The sequence below is a fragment of the Streptomyces sp. NPDC005811 genome (genome assembly GCF_040630405.1).
Taxonomy (GTDB): Bacteria; Actinomycetota; Actinomycetes; order Streptomycetales; family Streptomycetaceae; genus Streptomyces.
Genome location: NZ_JBEXXK010000001.1, coordinates 197524 through 215276, shown reverse-complemented (window position 1 = coordinate 215276; position 17753 = coordinate 197524). Strand labels below are relative to the sequence as shown.

Here is a 17753-nt window from a genome sequence, read left to right as displayed (position 1 = left end):
TTCACGCCCTCTTCACGTGCCTCACTCGCCTCCCGCACACCGGGCAGGACCGAACGGCCCTGCGGCCGGGCTCAGTTCACGTTCACCGCGGTCCAGGCGGCGGCGACCGCGTTGTACTCCGTGCTGCCGGAGCCGTACAGGTCACGGGCGGCGTTGAGGGTCGCCGTCCGGGCGCCCGCGTAGTTCGTGGACGACGTCATGTAGACCGTCAGCGCCCGGTACCAGATGGCGCCCAGCTTGTCCCGGCCGATCCCGGTGAGCGTGGAGCCGTTGTACGTCGGGGAGTTGTAGGTGACGCCGTTGACGGTCCTGGAGCCGCTGCCCTCCGCCAGCAGATAGGCGAAGTGGTTGGCGACGCCGGAGGAGTAGTGGACGTCGAGGTTGCCGACCGAGCTGCTCCAGTAGTCGGCGGAGCTGCCGTCCTTGCTCGGCTTGTCCATGTAGCGCAGGGCGTCCCGGCCGAGTCCGGAGCGGACGACCTTCTCGCCGATCAGATAGTCACCGACGTCGGTGGAGTTGTTGGCGTAGAACTCCACGAGCGAGCCGAAGATGTCGGAGGTGGCCTCGTTGAGGCCGCCGGACTCGCCGGAGTAGGTGAGGTTGGCGGACTTCGACGTCACACCGTGGGACATCTCGTGGCCGGCCACGTCCAGCGCCACCAGCGGGCCGAGCTGGGTGCCGTTGCCGTCGCCGTACGTCATGCAGAAGCAGCTGTCGTCCCAGAAGGCGTTGGCGTAGTTGTTGCCGTAGTGGACCCGGTTGTAGGAGCCCTTGCCGTCGTTGCCGATGCCGTTGCGGCCGTGCACGTTCTTGTAGTAGTCCCAGGTCACGTTGGTGCCGTACTGCGCGTCGACGGCCGCCGTGGAGCGGTCGGCCGCCGCGCCGGTGCCCCAGTGGTTGTCGGTGTCCGTGAACAGCGTCGCCGGGGCGCGGCTGATGCAGATGCCGAAGATGCACAGGTCGGTCTTGTTCTCGGCGTCCCCGGTGTACGTGTTCCCGCGCGTCGGGTCCTTGAGCTGGTACGTCGTCCCCGAGAGCGTGGTCTCGAGCGGGACCGTGCCGCCGTACATCGACTGCCCGTCGCCCGTGGCCGTCTCGATGGAGTCCCAGGCGTCGATCCGGGCGCCGGTGCGGGCGTCGGTCAGCACCGTGCGGGCGACCGGGTTGCCGAGGGAGTCCAGACCGACGGCATCGGTGCGCCAGGCCAGCTTCGGGGCGCCGTGCAGGGCGTCGACGACCAGCTGGGGCTTGGCCTTGACCTGCTTGAGGGTCTCGCCGAGGCTGGCCGCGCGCAGGGCGTTCACGGCGGCGTCGGCGGCCTTGGGCGCGGAGAGCTTCGGGGTGATGGTGGGCAGCGAGATCGCCGCCCGGGTCGCCCGGTTCGCGCTGCGGTAGGTGCCGTCGGGCGCCAGGTGGACGACGAAGTCGCCGCCGAGGACGGGGAGTTCACGGTAGGTGCGGTCGTAACGGACGTGCTGGGTGCCGTCCTTGTCGATGACGACGTCCCGGACGGCGGTGTCCTGGGGGGCGGTCAGCCCCAGGCTCGCGGCGTGCTCGACGAGGGCTGCCGCGGCGTGGTCGAGCGCGGTGGCACGGGTGGGTCTGCCGGCCGCGTCGGCGGCCGGGGAGAGTACGGCGGCCAGCAGGGTCGCCGTGGTGACGGCGATGCCGGCGGTGGCGAGACGGGAACCTCGGACGTGCTGCCGTATCCGACTCATCAGTCTGCTCGGTCTCCTCGGAAGGGCGCCGTGGGGGCGCGTGTGGGGGTGGCGCAGAGGTGGTGCCTGATGCCAGATGTCTGATGCCGTCCTGCGATTTAAGTGGGCATGACATTTCCTGTCCATAGCGCTTCCGGTCGGAAGCCGTGAGGGGGCGGTGCGTGGGCTGTGGGAGGAGAGAATCGTTTCCGTGAGCATTCCGGCCCTCCCGCCCCGCCCCCACCTCCCGTTCTTCGTCTACGGCACGCTGCGCCCCGGCGAGGTCAACCACGACCTCTTCCTGCGCGGCCGCACCCTGCGCGAGGAGCCGGCCCGGCTGACGGGCGCGGTGCTCTACGACGGGCCCGGCTACCCGTACGCGGTGGAGGAGCCCGGCGGGGTCGTGGCGGGCGAACTCGTCACCGCCCGCCCCGAGACGTACCCGCGACTGCTCGCCGAACTGGACCGGCTGGAGGAGTACACGCCCGGCGATCCCCGCAACCTGTACGAGCGAGTGGCCCGCGAGGTGACGACGGCCGCCGCCGGTCCCGCGCTCGCCTGGGTCTATGTGGCGGCCCCGCCCGTGGCCGCCCGGCTCCGCGCCCGGGGACGACTGGTCGAGGGCGGCGACTGGCTCGCGCGGCGCTGAACGGTCACCCGTTCACACCCCCCTCCGGGCGCTTTTCCCCCACGTCCTGCCCCTACGCCGGTGACCTGCCGAAACGACCCTCCGCACCCGTGCGCCGACACCCGTTCACCCCATTCCTGACACCCCTTCAGGAAGCGCGGGCGCCGTGCGGGGACTTACCTCGGAAGGGCAGGGACACGATCCGAGGCGCTGCGAGGGAGCACCGATGCGACGTACCACCCGTCTGCTGACCGGCACCGCGCTCGCCGTCGCCGTCGCGGGCGGGATCGCCGTCCCGGCGTACGGGGCGCGGGACGCGGGCACGGACCTGGAGATCCGCCCCGTAGGGGTCGTGCCCGGTGACCCGGTCACGGTGCACACCTCGGCGTGCGGCGCGGACGGGACGGCGGCGGGCGACGCGGACGCGGTGGGCGCCGGCCGGTTCACCCTCGTGCCGGGCGCGCAGCGGGGCGAGGCGACCGGGGAGTTCCGGGTGCCGCCGAGCGCGCAGCCGGGGACGTACGAGATCGTCGCGCAGTGCGCGCGGGGCGGCCGGCGGCTCACCGGGGACCTGGTGGTGGCGCTGGCCTCGGCGCGGCGGCCGCCGGCCCCGCGCGGAAGTGTGAAGACGGGGGTCGGCGGCGCACTCGGCCCCGACCCCGTGCAGACCGCGGCCGGCGTGGCGGCACTCGCCGTCGCCGCCGCGGGCGGTACCTGGCTCCTGCATCGCCGGGCGAGAGGCGACGGGATCTGACGGGCACCCTCCGCTGTCCGTCCACCGGTACCGCATGTCCCCTCCCCCTCCGGGCCCGACGCCCCTCGCGGCCCGGAGGGGGGTACGGGGCGCCCCGTAAACCCGTAAACCCGTAGCCCCATAGCCCCATAGCCCCGTAGGGAGAGAGGTCGGGATACGCATGCGCAGGGTCGGCAACACCCTCATAGCCTCCGTCACCGTGACCGCCCTGTGCGCGGGCGCGTGGCTGCTGCACGACGGCACCGAGACCCACGCCCCGCCCCAGCCGACGGCCGCACAGGCCCACTCGGGCGGCGACCCGGGCGCGGGCAGCGGCAGCGGTACGGCGATACGTTCCACCCCGGCGCTGCCGCCGTCCCCGCCCACCCGGATCCGTATCCCCGCCCTCCATGTCGACGCCCCGCTGACCGGACTGTCCCTGACCCCGGCCGGGAACCTCGCCGCCCCGCCCGCCGGCCGCGCGAACCTGGCCGGCTGGTACGAGGCCGGGACCACCCCCGGCGAACGGGGCACCGCGATCGTCGCGGGCCATGTCGACAACGCCGACGGCCCCGCCGTCTTCTACGACCTCGGCGCCCTGCGCAAGCACAGCACCGTCGAGGTGGACCGCCTCGACGGCACGGTCGCCGTCTTCACCGTGGACGCGGTGGAGGTCTACGACGCCCGCCGCTTCCCCGACGCCCGCGTCTACGGCGCCGCCGCCCGCCCCGAACTACGCGTGATCACCTGCGGCGGCGCCTACACGAAGGCCACCGGCTACCAGAGCAACGTGGTCGTCTTCGCGCACCTCACGGGAAGCCGCCCCTAGGCCACCCACTGCTGCCAGGCCAGATTCCCCACCAGCGCGAACACCACCGTCAGCAGCACCACCCGGACGAACCCGCTGCCCTTCTTCAGGGCCGCGCGGGCGCCGAGGGTGCCGCCCGCGAGGTTGAAGAGGGCCATCAGCGCGGCGAGTTGCCACAGCACGCTGCCCTGCCAGGCGAAGGTGGCGAGGGCGCCCGCGATGGGGGTCCCCCCGGTTCGAGCGAAGCCGAGAACTGGGGGAGCAGCAGTTGACGATCTTCGCGGTGGCCGAGGCGGTGACCAGATCGAGGTGGAGGGTCGCGGTGAGGGCCAGCACCAGGAACGTGCCGGTGCCTGGGCCGATCAGACCGTCGTAGAAGCCGATGCCGAGGCCCGCGAGGCCGATCGCGGTGAGGATCTGGCGGCGGGTGGCGGGCCCGGGAGCCGGGGCGGTGCCGAAGGCGGGGCGGGCGATCACGAACGCGGCCACCACCAGCAGCACGACCATGATCAGCGGCTTCAGCACCTCCGTGCTCATCCCGGCCGCGAAGAACGCGCCCGCCGAGGACCCCGCGAGCGCCGCGAGGCCGATCCGTACGGCGGTGCGCACATCGACCGGCGCCTTACGGGCGTAGTCCCCCACTGCCTAAAGGGCGTGGGAGGTGCCCCCATCCGCCGCGCCGGAGGTGCCGACGATCGCCACCGCCTTGTTGGTGCCGAGCGCGGACGCGGCCGGGGTCCCGGCGGGCAGACCGAGCAGCAGCACCGGCAGGAGCAGCAGCCCTCCGCCGCCCACCACCGCGTCGATCCAGCCGGCCGCGAGCGCGGCGAGGCAGAGCAGGGCGATCACGGCGAGCGGGATGTCGGGCATGGTCATGACCCTACGACCCGGATGAATGCACAGGCCACGCACCCCTCGGAAACCCTCACACCCCCACCCGGCCCCCGCTGAGGGCAGCGTTCCTCGCGGGAAACAACCGTGATGCGACCGGGTAACCTCCGCACCGCACGCTCAAGGGCATGACCTCGAATTCGCGTGTGGTGGTGATCGGCGCCGGCCTCGCGGGCGTACGACTCGCCCGCCGGCTCGGCGAGCTGGGCGTGCCCGCGCTGCTCGTCGGCGACGAGGAGCACCGCCCGTACAACCGGGTCCTGCTCGCCGAGGTGCTGGCCGGCCGGTACGCCCCCGAGGTGATCGCGCTGCCCGCGCCCGCCGGACTGGTCCGGGCCAAGGTCACCGGCATCGACCGCGCCCGGCGCACCGTCGCCTGCGCGGACGGCTCGGAGATCGCATACGACACCCTGGTCCTCGCCACCGGCTCCAACCCCGTACTGCCGCCGCTGCGCGGGCTGTTCACCTCCGACCACGTGCTGCCCGAGGGCGTCCACGCGTTCCGCACCCTGGACGACTGCCTGGGCCTGTCGAAGGCCGTACGGCCGGGGGTGCGGGCGGTCGTCATCGGTGGCGGGCTGCTCGGGGTCTCCGCGGCCCGTGCCCTCGCCACCCGCGGCGCCCAGGTCGTCCTCGCCCAGCAGTCCGAGCGACTGATGGAGCGTCAGCTGGACCCGGCCGCCTCGAAGCTGGTCCGCCGGCACCTCACCGACCTCGGCGTCGAGGTCCACACCGAGTGCCGGGTCCGCGACGTGCGCTGCGTCGGCGGCGCGGTCCGCTCCGTCGAGATGTCCGACGGCTACGCGCTCGACGCCGACCTGGTGGTGCTGGCCTGTGGGGTCTCCCCGCGCGCCGGGCTCGCCAAGGAGGCGGGGCTCGCCGTCCACAAGGGCATCCTCGTCGACGACGCACTGCGCACCTCCGACCCGCACATCCGCGCGATCGGCGACTGCGCCCAGCACGACGGGACCGTGTACGGCCTCGCCGCCCCGGCGCTCGAACAGGCCGACGCCCTCGCCGCGTCGCTCGCCGGCGACCCGGCCGCCCGCTACTGCGGCACCCGCGCCCTCACCCGGCTCACCCTCTCCGGGAACGGCGTCCTCGACCTCGCCGCGTTCGGCGAGACCGAGCCGCGCCCCGGCGACGACGTCGTCCAGCTCGCCGACGCCACCCGAGGCACCTACCGCAAGGTCGTCGTCCGCGACGACCGCCTGGTCGGCGGGGTCCTCGTCGGCGAACTCGGCACCGTCGGCGCGCTGGCGCGCGCCTGGGAGGGAGCAGAGCCGCTCCCCTCCGACGGCGGCCCCCTGCTCCACCTGCTCACCAACGACGGAGGCTCCTGATGACCGCCACCCCGGAGGCCACGGAGGCCACCCCCACGATCGTGCTCGTCGGCCACGGCATGGTCGGCCAGCGCTTCCTCGAGGCGCTCGCCGAGCGCGGCCTGACCGCCACGCACCGCGTGGTCGTGCTCTGCGAGGAGCCCCGCCCCGCGTACGACCGCGTGGCGCTCACCTCGTACTTCGCGGGCAAGACGCCCGAGGACCTCTCCATGACCGACATGGAGTTCATCGCGGCGCACGGCATCGAGCTGTACGTCGGCGACCCGGCCGTCACGGTCGACCGCGAGGCCCGGACGGTGACGGCGAAGTCCGGTCAGGTCCTCGCCTACGACACGCTCGTCCTCGCCACCGGCTCGTTCCCCTTCGTGCCGCCGGTCCCGCACAAGGACGCCCGGGGCTGCTTCGTCTACCGCACCATCGAGGACCTCCTCGCGATCGAGGAGTACGCGAAGACCGCGACGACGGGTGCCGTGGTCGGCGGCGGTCTGCTCGGCCTGGAGGCGGCCGGCGCCCTCAAGGGCCTCGGACTCACCTCCCACATCGTGGAGTTCGCGCCCCGGCTGATGCCGGTACAGGTCGACGAGGGCGGCGGCGCGGCCCTGCTGCGCACCATCGAGGAGATGGGCCTGAGCGTCCACACGGGCGTCGGCACCCAGGAGATCGTGGTCGACGAGACCGGTGCCGTCACCGGGATGAAGCTGTCCGACGGCTCCGAACTCGCCACCGACCTGGTGGTGTTCAGCGCCGGCGTCCGGCCGCGCGACCAGCTCGCCCGGGACTGCGGCCTCACCGTCGGCGAGCGCGGCGGCATCGCGGTCGACGAGCAGTGCCGTACGGCGAACGACCCGCACGTGTTCGCGATCGGCGAGTGCGCCCTCGCGGCGGACGGCCGGGTCTACGGCCTGGTCGCGCCGGGCTACGAGCAGGCCGAGACCGCCGCGGCCACCATCGCCGCCGACGAGGCCGCCTTCACCGGCGCCGACCTGTCCACCAAGCTGAAGCTGCTCGGCGTGGACGTGGCGTCCTTCGGCGACGCGCACGGCACCAGCGCCGACTGCCTCGACGTCGTCTACTCCGACTCCCGCGCGGGCCTGTACAAGAAGCTGGTCATCGGCCGGGACGGCACCCTGCTCGGCGGCATCCTGGTCGGCGACGCGGAGGCGTACGGCACGCTGAAGGCCTTCACCGGGTCCGTCCCGCCGGTCTCCCCCGAGTCGCTGGTCCTGCCGGCCGGCGCGAGCGGCGGCGCCCAGCTCGGCCCGTCCGCCCTCCCCGACGACGCGATCATCTGCTCCTGCCACAACGTCAGCAAGGGCGCGATCCGCGGCGCGGTGACCGAGCACTCCTGCACCACCGTGCCCGAGGTCAAGAAGTGCACCAAGGCCGGTACCGGCTGCGGCAGTTGCGTCAAGGTCCTCGGCCAGCTCGTCACCGCCGAGCTGGAGGCGTCCGGCGTCGAGGTCGACAAGGGCCTGTGCGGCTGCTTCTCGCAGACCCGCGAGGAGCTGTACGAGATCGTCCTCGCCCTGCGCATCAACACCTACCAGGGCCTCCTCGACCGGTACGGCCGCGAGGACGCCCGGGGCGGCGACGGCTGCGAGATCTGCAAGCCGGCGGTGGCCTCGATCATCGCCTCGCTGGCCCCCACGATCGGCGCGAGCGGCTATGTCCTGGAGGGCGAGCAGGCATCGCTCCAGGACAGCAACGACCACTTCCTCGCCAACCTGCAGAAGAACGGCTCGTACTCCGTCGTCCCGCGCATCCCCGGCGGTGAGATCACCCCCGAGGGCCTCATCGTGATCGGCGAGATCGCCCGCGACTTCGGCCTCTACACGAAGATCACCGGCGGCCAGCGGATCGACATGTTCGGCGCCCGCGTCGAACAACTCCCACTGATCTGGACCCGGTTGGTCGACGCCGGCTTCGAGTCGGGCCACGCCTACGGAAAGTCGCTGCGGACCGTCAAGTCCTGCGTGGGCCAGACCTGGTGCCGCTACGGCGTCCAGGACTCCGTCCGCATGGCGATCGACCTGGAGCTGCGCTACCGGGGACTGCGCTCCCCCCACAAGCTCAAGTCCGCCGTCTCGGGCTGCGCCCGCGAGTGCGCGGAGGCCCAGTCGAAGGACTTCGGCATCATCGCCACCTCCCACGGCTGGAACCTGTACGTCGGCGGCAACGGCGGCGCCACCCCGCGCCACGCAGACCTGCTCGCCCAGGACCTCTCCGACGCCGAACTGATCCGCCTGATCGACCGGTTCCTGATGTTCTACATCCGCACCGCGGACCGCCTGGAGCGCACCTCCACCTGGCTGGAGCGCATCCCCGGCGGCCTGGACCACGTCCGGGACGTGGTCGTGGAGGACTCCCTCGGCATCTGCGAGGAGCTGGAGTCCCTGATGACGGACCACGTGGCGCACTACGCCGACGAATGGGCCACCACCATCAACGACCCCGAGAAGCTCGCCCGGTTCGTGTCCTTCGTCAACGCGCCGGACACCCCCGACCCGGTCGTCGGCTTCGTCCCCGAGCGCGACCAGATCAAGCCCGACCTGCCGCTGCTGACCATCGGCCACCGTCCCCTGGAAGGGAGCGCCCAGCGATGACCCTGGCACTCGAGACGACCGACCTGAAGATCCAACTCCTGCTGGACGAGGACTGGTTCACCGTCTGCGACCTGTCCGCGCTGACCCCGGGCCGCGGCGTGGCCGCGCTGCTGCCCGACGGCCGCCAGGTCGCCCTCTTCCGCGACCGCGCGGGCGACCTGTACGCCGTCGACAACCGTGACCCGTTCGGCGGCGCGGCGGTCCTCTCCCGCGGCCTGACCGGCACCCACCAGGGCCGCCCCTTCGTCGCCTCGCCACTGCTCAAGCAGCGCTTCGACCTGGTGTCCGGGGAGTGCCTGGACGACGAGACGGTGCGCATCGCGACGTACGAGGTGCGGGCGGCGGCCTGAGCGGCCCGAGAGCGGCCTGGGCGGCTCGGCGCTCGCTCGCGTAAGCCCCACGGTGACCCGGGTCAGCGTCGACCCGGGTCACCGTCGGTTCCCGAAACGGAAGAGGCGGGCGTCAGCGTCCGCCGGGCGCCGCCGTCTGGAGGGGCCTTCCCGGGCGCTGCGACGCGAACACCGGACCACCACCGGCCCGCCCCGGTGCCACCGGCAGCCGGATCACCGCGTCGAGACCCCCGAGCGGCGCCCGCCGCAGCACCGCCTCGCCGCCGCTCGCATGGGCCAGCCGCTGCACCAGGGCCAGCCCCAGCCCCGTACCGCCCTTCGGGGCGTCCGGGGCCCGCCAGAAGCGGTCGAAGGCGCGACGGCGCTGCTCCTCGGTCATCCCGGGCCCCTCGTCCATGACATGCAGTTCGACCCGCCCTGGCCCCGCCGGACGGTGCGGCTGCCGGTGCGGGAAGCGCCGCTCGGGCACCGCCGGGCAGCGCGGGTCGATCGAGACCGTGGACCCCGGGGGCGACACCCGCAGCGCGTTGGAGAGCAGATTGTCGAGGATCTGCTCCACCGCCCCCGGCAGGGCCAGCACCTCGCCGGTGTAGTCCCCGGCCAGCGCCAGCCACACCCCGTGCTGCTCGTACAGCGGGGTCCACGCGCGATGGCGCTCGGCGCACACCTGCCCGAGGTCCACCGGCTCCGGTACGCCCGCGCTCTCGTCGAGCCGGGCCATCGCCAGCAGCCCCTCCACCATCCGGGCCAGCCGGTCGGTCTCGGTGAGCGCGGCGGTGAGCGAGCCCCGGGCGTTCAGGGCGATGTCGTTCTCCAGGTTCTCCAGCCGCAGCCGCAGCGCCGCGAGCGGGGTCTTCAGCTGGTGCGAGGCCTCACCGGCGAAGGCCCGCTGGGAGGCCAGCAGGTGTTCCAGACGGGCGGCGGTGCGGTTGAAGGTCGCGGCCAGACTGCGCACCTCCGGCGGCCCATTGGTGATCGCCACCGGTACGGCGGTGCCGCCGACCGCCAACTCCTGCGTGGCATGCTCCAGTTCACGGATGGGCCGGCCGGTCCAGCGGGCGATGCCGAAGCCGACCACGGCGACCGCGGTGAGCGCGGCGAGCCCGCCGAGGACGAGCAACAGCCAGACGTGGTGCACCCGTTCGTGCACCATCCGGGTCGGCAGGGTGATCCAGACGGCCCCCTGCCGCACCGCACCGTGCCGCACCGGCGCGGCCACCGCGAGGTACTGGACCCCGCCGATGGTGGAGGTGCGGACGTCGACGGTGGCGGTGCCCCGCAGGGCGGCGGCGATACCGGGCCGGGCCGGCAGTTCGCCCTGCTCCCGCGCGGACACGGGGTGCGAGCTGGCGAGCAGCGCGCCCGCCTGGTCCACGATCAGCACCCGGCCGCCGATGCGCTCGGCACAGTGCGCGGCGCGCTCGGGCAGATCCTGCGCGGCCCGGCCCATCGAGATGGCCAACGAGGCGTACGCCGACACCGACTCCGCCTCGTCCTTCGCCGCGTTGGTCACCCGCTCCCGCTCACCCCGCGAGTACACGAAGCCGAGCGGTATCTCCAGCGCGAGCAGCAGCAGGGCGGCGAGCGTGAGGTAACTGAGCAGCAGCCGCCGCGTCATCAGAAGGCCGCCGAGGGATGGGGGGCCGGGTCGGGGCGGCGGGCGAACGGGGAGTCGTGAGCGGGCTGGTCGTAGGGGGGGTAGGGGTCATAGGCGTACGGGTCGGGGGTGTACGGGTCGGGGGTGTACCGGTGGGAGGCGTACGGGTCGGAGGCCTGATAGCGGGGCTGATCGGCGACGGGTTGGCCGGCGGGTCGGCTGTCGGGCCGACTGCCGGGCGGCCTGGTGTGGACCGCAAGCCGGAAGCCGACTCCGCGCAGGGTCTGGATCCAGGCGGGGTTGCCCAACTTCCGCCGCAGTGTGGCGACATGGACGTCCAGCGTCTTGGTCGGCCCCTCGTAGTGCGGATCCCAGACCCGGTCGAGGATCTGCTGCCGCGAGTACACCGCGCCCGGATCCTCGGTGAGCAGGGCGAGCAGCTCGAACTCCTTCGGCGTCAGCGTCACCGCCCGCTCCCCCACCCACACCTGCCGTGTCCGCCGGTCGACGACCAACGGCCCGGCGGCACCGGCCACGGCTTCGAAGGGCTGGGGCTGCGGCTGGGCCTGGGGCGGAGGCGGGGGTGCGGGGTCATAGGAGGGGGAGGGGGAGGGGGAGGGGGAGGGGGAAGGGGGAGGGAACGGAGACGGAGACGGAGACGGAGACGGCGGTACGGCACCGAAGGCCTCGCCACCGAACGGCTCCCCGCCCATGGACGTGCCCGCGCCCATGCCGGCGCCCCCGCCCGCGAACTCCCGTTCCGCCAGCCCACGGTGGGTCCGCCGGGTCACCGCCCGCACCCGGGCCACCAGCTCCCGCATGCTGAACGGCTTGGCGAGATAGTCGTCGGCGCCCAGTTCGAGGCCCAGCACCCGGTCGGCCTCCTCGCCCCGCGCGCTGAGGATGATGATGGGGACGTCGGAGGTCTGCCGGATACCGCGGCAGACGTCGATGCCGTCCACGTCGGGCAACCCCAGGTCGAGCAGGACGACATCGCCGTACGGCCCTCTCAACCCCGCGCCGCCCGTGCTGACGTGATGCACCGTCAGCCCGAAGTGCCCGAGGCCCTCGACGAGCGGTTCGGCGATCGTGTGGTCGTCCTCGATGAGCAGGACTCGTACGCCCATGCGTTCCCGTCTCTCCCGTGAACCGAATTCGCGTGTTCCGTGGACAGGTCACGCTACAAGAGCGACCGATAAAACGCCGTATCCATCCGGAGAATGTGAGCAGCGGCTCAGTCGGGAACCGTACGGGATAAAAACTGTCCCATTCTTGTCGGCGGTTTAGTGTTCCTCTAACCTTCGCCTGGCACAGCCCCCTCTACGGTGGTGGAGACCTGGTCGTACCCCCATGACGACCAGCTCGAGACCGGGTCCCACCTGGGACGGAAGCACCGGGAGGAATCATGAAGGCACTGCTGGACCGCGCCCGCTCGTTCCAACGGCGGGTCGACTTCGAAAGCGGTGAATACCGGCGGCTGGCCGAAGGTCAATACCCCGAGGCATTGTTCATCACCTGCTCCGACTCACGGGTTATTCCAGCCCTGATAACGGGCGCGCGGCCCGGTGAGATATTCGAGCTGCGAAACGCGGGAAACATCGTTCCGCCGCACGGCAGGAAGGGCGCCTCGGGCGAGGCCGCCACCATCGAGTACGCGCTGGAGGTGCTCGGCGTTCAGGACATCGTGGTGTGCGGCCACTCCCACTGCGGTGCGATGGGCGCGATCAAGTCGGGCGACGACCTGTCCGCGCTGCCGGGTGTGGACGCGTGGCTGCAACTGGCCCGCCCCCGGCTGGCCCCCGTCCTGGACGGCGCGACGGAGGATCCCCGGCTCCCGGACGTGGCGAAGCTGAACGTCGTCAACCAGCTTGCCGTACTGCGGAGTTACCCGGCGGCGCGGCGCCGGCTGGACAGCGGCCGGCTGCGGCTGCACGGCTGGTACTACGAGGTGGACACCGGCCGGGTGCACGAGCTGGACGAGGACGGTCTGTTCCGGGTGCACGCGGCATGAGCGGCGCGCACGCGACGAGGATGCGGGGTTCGAGGGCCCGGGACCCCCGGCCTTTCCCCCCGAGGAACCCGAGGAACCTGAGGGACCCAAGGAGTCCTGAGACGGACACCGCACCGCGGGCACCCTCACCACCCAAGGACCCGAAACCCGACCTGGCGACGGAGATCACCGCGTCCCTGGTCGTCTTCCTGGTCGCGCTCCCCCTCTGCATCGGGGTGGCCGTTGCCTCCGGGGTCCCCGCCGAGCTGGGCATCATCTCGGGTGTCATCGGCGGTCTGGTGGTGGGCGCGGCGCGCGGCAGCACGCTCCAGGTGAGCGGCCCGGCCGCCGGTCTCGCGGCCCTGGTCGCGGAGACGGTGCTGGAGCACGGCGTGGCGATGCTCGGCGTGATCGTCCTCTTCTCCGGCCTCCTCCAGATCGTCCTGGGCCTGGTGAAGCTGGGCCGCTTCTTCCAGGCGATCTCCCTCGCGGTCGTCCAGGGCATGCTGGCCGGCATCGGTCTGCCACTGATGTTCAGCCAGGCGTACCCGGCGATGGACGCGAAGGCGCCCGGCACCCCGATCGAGAACATGGCCGGCCTCCCGGGTCTCCTCGCGAACACGTTCGCGGACCCGCAGGCACTGATCGCGGCGGGCCTGGGCGTGGTCACGGTCGTCCTGAGCTTCCTGTGGAAGAAGGCACCGGGCCCGGTGAAGCGGGTCCCGGCGGCCCTGGTGGCCGTCGCCATCGGCATCGCGGTCGCCGCGATCCCCGGCGTCGAGATCAAGACGCTCCAGGTCGGCAATCTGCTGGCCTCGGTGGACGTACCGGGCCCGGAGCAGTTCGCGGGGCTCGCGGACGCCGGGATCATCACGGCGATCCTCACCTTCACGGTGATCGCATCGGCCGAGTCCCTGTTCACGGCGGCCGCGGTGGACCGTATGCACGACGGCCCGCGCACCCGCTACAACCCCGAGCTGATCGCCCAGGGCGCGGGCAACACGGTTGCGGGTTTGTTGGGCGCGCTCCCCATCACGGCGGTGGTGGCCCGCAGTTCGGCGAACGTCCAGGCAGGCGCGAAGACCCGGCTCTCCCGCACCCTCCACGGTCTGTGGCTCCTGGCCTTCGCGTTCCTGCTCCCCCAGGTCCTGGCCCTGATCCCGATCTCGGTCCTGGCCGGCGTCCTCATCCACAGCGGCTGGAAGCTCTTCGCGCCCGAGGAGTTCCCGAAGATGTGGCGGCAGGACCGGGGCGAGTTCGCGGTCATGACGGTGACCACCCTGGTGATCGTGGCGACCGCCCTCCTCGAAGGCGTCCTGATCGGTCTGGCGGCGGGCATCGTCCTGGCGGCGATCCGCATGTCCCGAACAGTCATCCGCCAACACCTGGAGGAAGACACCGCGAAGGTAGTGATGGCGGGCAACGCGACCTTCCTACGCCTCCCCCAGGTCATCGAGGCCCTGGAGTCGGCCGCCGAGGCCGGCAAACCCCGCATCCGCCTCGACCTGACCGGCGTCACCCACCTCGACCACGCCTGCCGCAGCCAGGTGGAACAGTTCACGGCCCAGCAACGAGGCAAGGGCCTCCGCGTGGAACTCCTGATGCCGGGCACGCCCCCCGCGCCCGACCACCCGCGCCCAACCCACCCGGAACCCGACTGGCCCACGTTCCCCACCCCCACCCGCTCCACACCACCCCCCGAACCGGGCCGGCACGCCCGCCCGACCCCCCTCCCCCGCCGCACGCCCCCCGCCCCCGGCCCCACCGCCGAGTGGTTCTACCTGGACACGACCCCCATGCCGGACGACTTCGCCCAGCGCTACGGAGAGGAGTACGCCTCGGGTTACACAGGAAGGTGAGCTGCCCCAGGTCCGGCGCCCCGACCCAACGGCGCCGGACCGCACGGCGGGTACGCGCCACCCTCAGGGACTGCCGGGCTTGTCGGCATCGACGAACACGAAGTCGCACGGCTCCACGCCCTCCTCGACCGGCCCTATCCAGATTCCCCCGGGCGATACGGGCGCGAGGTCGGCCCCGTCGGCGTCGTCCAGCGAGGGAGGTGCGACACCCCCAGGAGTGCCGCACCTCCCTCTCTCCCCCGGCTGTCAGTCCCGTCGGATCAACTCGGGGTCGATACGCCGGCCGACGAGCGGCAACGCGCCGAGGGCGGCGACCACGACGACACCGAGCGCGGAGGCCAGCAACAACGGCACCCCGGCCCCGTCCCAGAAGACGGCCCCGCCCCCGGTCACCAGGTAACTGGACTCGGCCATCTTCCCGGTCACCACGGCGAGGAGAAGTCCGACACCCAAGGGCAGCACGACCTGCGCGACCTGAACGGCCCGCAGCGTCCGGGGCCGGGCCCCGAGCAACGCGAGCGCGGTGACCTGCGACTTCCGTTCCACCGCTCGGTCGGTGGCGGCGACCAGGTAGGCGGCGACACCGATGATCAGGCCGAGGACCATGCCTACGGCGAGGAGGGTTTTGATGACAGAGATCTGCTGGAGCCCGGTCACGTTCACGCCCGCGGTTTCGACCTCGATCGTGGGGTCGACTCCCGCAATACCCTCGAGCACAGAACTCACCGTCCCCGGGGCCGAGCTGCTGGCGAGCGAGAGAGTTGCCCCGCCTTCCGGGAGGAAACCTGTGGGGACGAGCGACGGCGGAATCAATACGGTGCCGCTGCCTACCATCGCCACTGCGGTGTCGTCGTCGTACAGGACTGTGCTCTGCGGCACCTGAACCTCCATGACGCGCGGCTGGCCCATGGTGTTCCGCAGGTGGAAGGGGAAACGACTGCCCGGCTTGCTGGCCTCGTCGTACGTGCCTCCCGGAACCATCAACCGTGCGGGATGCCCCTCAACGCAGCCTTCGAGCCGGGTCGCCACCCTGCGCAATTGATCGCAGGTGGCGATGACGGCGCTGATGCTCGGCGGCCTGTCCAATTGCTCGACATCCGCCCACGATCGGGTCTGGATGACGTGGCTTCGGATGCCCAAGAGGTCGGTGAGAGCCGACAGCTTCTCTTCCGGGATATCGTCCAGCGCCATGGTGTAGAGCTGAGTGGGCGAGGTGTTCTTGGAGACCTGATCCAGTTCGATGAGCACGCCCTGCGTGAGAGACGCAGCGAAGACCAGCAGGACCAGGCCAGTCGCCACGCGTAGGGCCCCACCGGGCTCCACCTCGTTGCGACGCATCGCCAGCCCAAGGGAGAGCGAACCTGTGGACCGGGCCACCCTACGTGCGATGGCCCGTGAGAAGACCGGGAGCGACAGCACCAGCCCGACACCGACCAGCACGACAGCGAGCGGCATGAGGATCGACGAGAGTCCGGTGTCCGTGGGTACGTTCCCCATGGCGCCGACTGCGCAGTAGCCGATGACGATACCCAGTCCAGGTAGGAGCGGGAGCAAGCCCCATGGGCGCGGCGCCTTCTCCATGGCGCTACGCCGCACGGCCAGCGGGTTTGCCGCCGCTTTCCTCGCCCCGATCAGACTCACGAACCAGGCAAGCGTTGGACATACCACCAAACAGGCGACGAGGGTCTCCCCAGAAAGCAACCCGTCCTCCGGGTACCACTTGAATCCCGGAAGGCCGACACGGGAAACCATCTCGTTGAGTGCCCAGTAGGAACCCAGACCAAGGACTGCGCCCATAAAAGCGGCAGCGACGGTCTCGGCTCCATTGACGCGTTGCATGCCTCTTCTGCTGAGTCCCAACAAGCGCAACGCTGCCAGCCGTCTCATTCTGGAGGCTGCAGACAGCCGGGCGCACACTGAGAGGAACACAGCCAGCGGAAGCAGGACGACGCCAGCCATCGTGAAGCGCAGGATGTCGAGAGTGGAAGGCTCCACGGTGGGAAAGCGCGTATGTCGCACTCCGAATTCCGCCATGTGCCCTCCTCCCTTGAGCTCCTCAGGGGAGGCGCCAATGTAGGCGTACAACTCATCGGGATGAGCCAACCCCGCCGCAGAGATGAGCCCGCTTTCCCTCCCAGGGAGAAGTCGTGTCAGGCCGGGGTCGGACTTGAGGATCTCGTGAAGCCGAGGGGATACGAACACCTCACCGGGGCTGGGAAGTTCATGCAGACCAGGTGGTGGGTCGATCGGCTCGCCTTCCAGAGCCACAAAGATCCGGGTGAGAGGGGCTGTACCGTAGGGGTCCACTCGGGTGAGCGCCATACCGCGTCCTTCGGCAGATGCGCAGCCACCCAGCCCATTCGAGCAGTCCGGTTCCCGAGACGCCTTACGGGCGTCTTGTGCGGACAGGATTCCCGGAATCGCAAGTACGACGGCCAAGCAGCATACTCCGATCGCGCTGCCGACGGTCATGAGAAGGAAACGGACGCGGTTACCTCGACCACTGCCCAGCAACAGCCGAAGGCCTAGCAGCAGTTCCTTCATGACGCTTCCCGCACCTGAGCTGTAAGCACACCATCGCACATGGTGTAGCGATGATCGGCCCGAGCTGCCACCTGCGCGTCGTGTGTCACAAGGACCACAGCCGTTCCTTGCGAGCGCGCGAGGCCGAGGAATTCCTCCAGGACGGCTGTGGCATTACTGCTGTCGAGCGAGCCGGTGGGCTCATCAGCGAACACGACGGCGGGCCTGTGCACCAATGCCCTGGCGACCGCGACGCGTTGGCTCTGCCCACCCGACACCTGCGACGGACGGCGGTCTCGAAGGCCCGCGAGACCGAGCCGACTCAGTACCTCGCCAGCCGCATCGAGAGCTTCAGCCTTGCGCCGGCCGGCCAGCCGTAGCGGCAGCGCGGCGTTCTCCTCCACCGTCAGCTCAGGCAGGAGCTCACCGTATTGGAAGACGAAGCCGAACCGCTCACGGCGGACGGCGCTGAGCTCCTCGTCGTCGAGCGTGCCCAGGGAGCGTCCTTCGAAGCAGACTTCACCGGATGCCACCGGCAAGACCCCAGCCAGGCAGTACAGAAGTGATGACTTACCGGACCCACTCTGCCCGGTGATCGCCACCACCTCTCCCCCACCCAGGGTGATCTCCGCGTTACGAACAGCGACCGTCTCACCGTAGAAGAGGTCAATTCCCTTCGCGGAAAGGACTTCTGGCGTGTTGATCTTGTTCCCCTACTCAAGAGCCCGGCC

The 17753-nt window shown here is 71.3% G+C and carries 12 protein-coding genes and 2 pseudogenes; 8 read left to right on the top strand and 6 right to left on the bottom strand.

The window, feature by feature from the left end; translation table 11 throughout:
* Positions 1-71: 71 nt before the first annotated feature.
* The gene (locus ABZ490_RS00960) at positions 72-1718 is read right to left on the bottom strand and encodes a M4 family metallopeptidase (RefSeq protein ID WP_358982520.1); all 1647 of its coding nucleotides are present in this window, start codon (positions 1716-1718) and stop codon (positions 72-74) included.
* Between the two features lie 196 nt (positions 1719-1914).
* Here ABZ490_RS00960 and ABZ490_RS00955 point away from each other — a divergent pair, with 196 nt between their 5' ends.
* From ABZ490_RS00955 to ABZ490_RS00945, 3 genes are all read left to right on the top strand, one after another.
* Entirely contained in the window at positions 1915-2346 is a 432-nt protein-coding gene (locus ABZ490_RS00955) for a gamma-glutamylcyclotransferase family protein (RefSeq protein WP_358982953.1), read from the top strand.
* 205 nt (positions 2347-2551) lie between these two features.
* On the top strand, positions 2552-3079 hold the full coding sequence (locus tag ABZ490_RS00950) for a hypothetical protein (RefSeq protein ID WP_358982518.1): 528 nt from the start codon (positions 2552-2554) through the stop codon (positions 3077-3079).
* Between the two features lie 160 nt (positions 3080-3239).
* Entirely contained in the window at positions 3240-3887 is a 648-nt protein-coding gene (locus ABZ490_RS00945; protein WP_358982516.1) for a class F sortase, read from the top strand.
* Here ABZ490_RS00945 and ABZ490_RS00940 read toward each other — a convergent pair.
* Positions 3884-4736 (bottom strand): annotated as a pseudogene (locus ABZ490_RS00940) (sulfite exporter TauE/SafE family protein). The gene ABZ490_RS00945 and the pseudogene ABZ490_RS00940 sit on opposite strands and share 4 nt — an antisense overlap.
* A 149-nt stretch (positions 4737-4885) precedes the next feature.
* On the opposite strand from ABZ490_RS00940, the gene ABZ490_RS00935 reads away from it, so the two are divergent.
* The 3 genes from ABZ490_RS00935 to nirD are packed head-to-tail and all read left to right on the top strand — an operon-like array spanning position 4886 to position 9053.
* Positions 4886-6100, top strand: coding sequence for an FAD-dependent oxidoreductase (locus tag ABZ490_RS00935; protein ID WP_358982514.1), 1215 nt, complete (start codon positions 4886-4888; stop codon positions 6098-6100).
* Entirely contained in the window at positions 6100-8703 is a 2604-nt protein-coding gene (nirB, locus tag ABZ490_RS00930) for a nitrite reductase large subunit NirB (protein ID WP_358982512.1), read from the top strand. The genes ABZ490_RS00935 and nirB overlap by 1 nt, the downstream gene beginning before the upstream one ends.
* Positions 8700-9053: a nitrite reductase small subunit NirD gene (gene nirD / locus ABZ490_RS00925; protein WP_358982510.1), complete on the top strand. Its 354-nt coding sequence runs from the start codon at positions 8700-8702 to the stop codon at positions 9051-9053. The genes nirB and nirD overlap by 4 nt, the downstream gene beginning before the upstream one ends.
* Positions 9054-9165: 112 nt before the next feature.
* On the opposite strand, the gene ABZ490_RS00920 is transcribed toward nirD, so the two are convergent.
* Together ABZ490_RS00920 and ABZ490_RS00915 are read right to left on the bottom strand one after the other, a co-directional pair.
* A complete protein-coding gene (locus ABZ490_RS00920) occupies positions 9166-10671 on the bottom strand; it encodes a HAMP domain-containing sensor histidine kinase (RefSeq protein ID WP_358982508.1) in 1506 nt (501 codons plus the stop codon).
* 230 nt (positions 10672-10901) lie between these two features.
* A pseudogene (locus ABZ490_RS00915) lies at positions 10902-11777 on the bottom strand (response regulator transcription factor); the annotation flags it as partial.
* A gap of 278 nt (positions 11778-12055) precedes the next feature.
* Between ABZ490_RS00915 and ABZ490_RS00910 the strand changes: the two are divergent.
* Both ABZ490_RS00910 and ABZ490_RS00905 read left to right on the top strand, forming a co-directional pair.
* Complete coding sequence (locus tag ABZ490_RS00910) at positions 12056-12661, top strand: carbonic anhydrase (protein ID WP_358982506.1); 606 nt, start codon at positions 12056-12058, stop codon at positions 12659-12661.
* Positions 12658-14499 (top strand): SulP family inorganic anion transporter, encoded by a 1842-nt coding sequence (locus ABZ490_RS00905; RefSeq protein WP_358982504.1) that lies wholly within the window; start codon positions 12658-12660, stop codon positions 14497-14499. The genes ABZ490_RS00910 and ABZ490_RS00905 overlap by 4 nt, the downstream gene beginning before the upstream one ends.
* A 246-nt stretch (positions 14500-14745) precedes the next feature.
* Here the strand turns inward: ABZ490_RS00905 and ABZ490_RS00900 are convergent, their stop codons facing one another.
* Both ABZ490_RS00900 and ABZ490_RS00895 read right to left on the bottom strand, forming a co-directional pair.
* Positions 14746-17043 carry an FtsX-like permease family protein gene (locus tag ABZ490_RS00900; protein ID WP_358982502.1) on the bottom strand — a complete coding sequence of 766 codons (2298 nt, stop codon included), beginning with the start codon at positions 17041-17043 and terminating at the stop codon, positions 14746-14748.
* Positions 17040-17693, bottom strand: a complete 654-nt coding sequence (locus tag ABZ490_RS00895) for an ABC transporter ATP-binding protein (protein ID WP_358982950.1) — start codon at positions 17691-17693, stop codon at positions 17040-17042. The genes ABZ490_RS00900 and ABZ490_RS00895 overlap by 4 nt, the downstream gene beginning before the upstream one ends.
* Between the last annotated feature and the right edge of the window lie 60 nt (positions 17694-17753).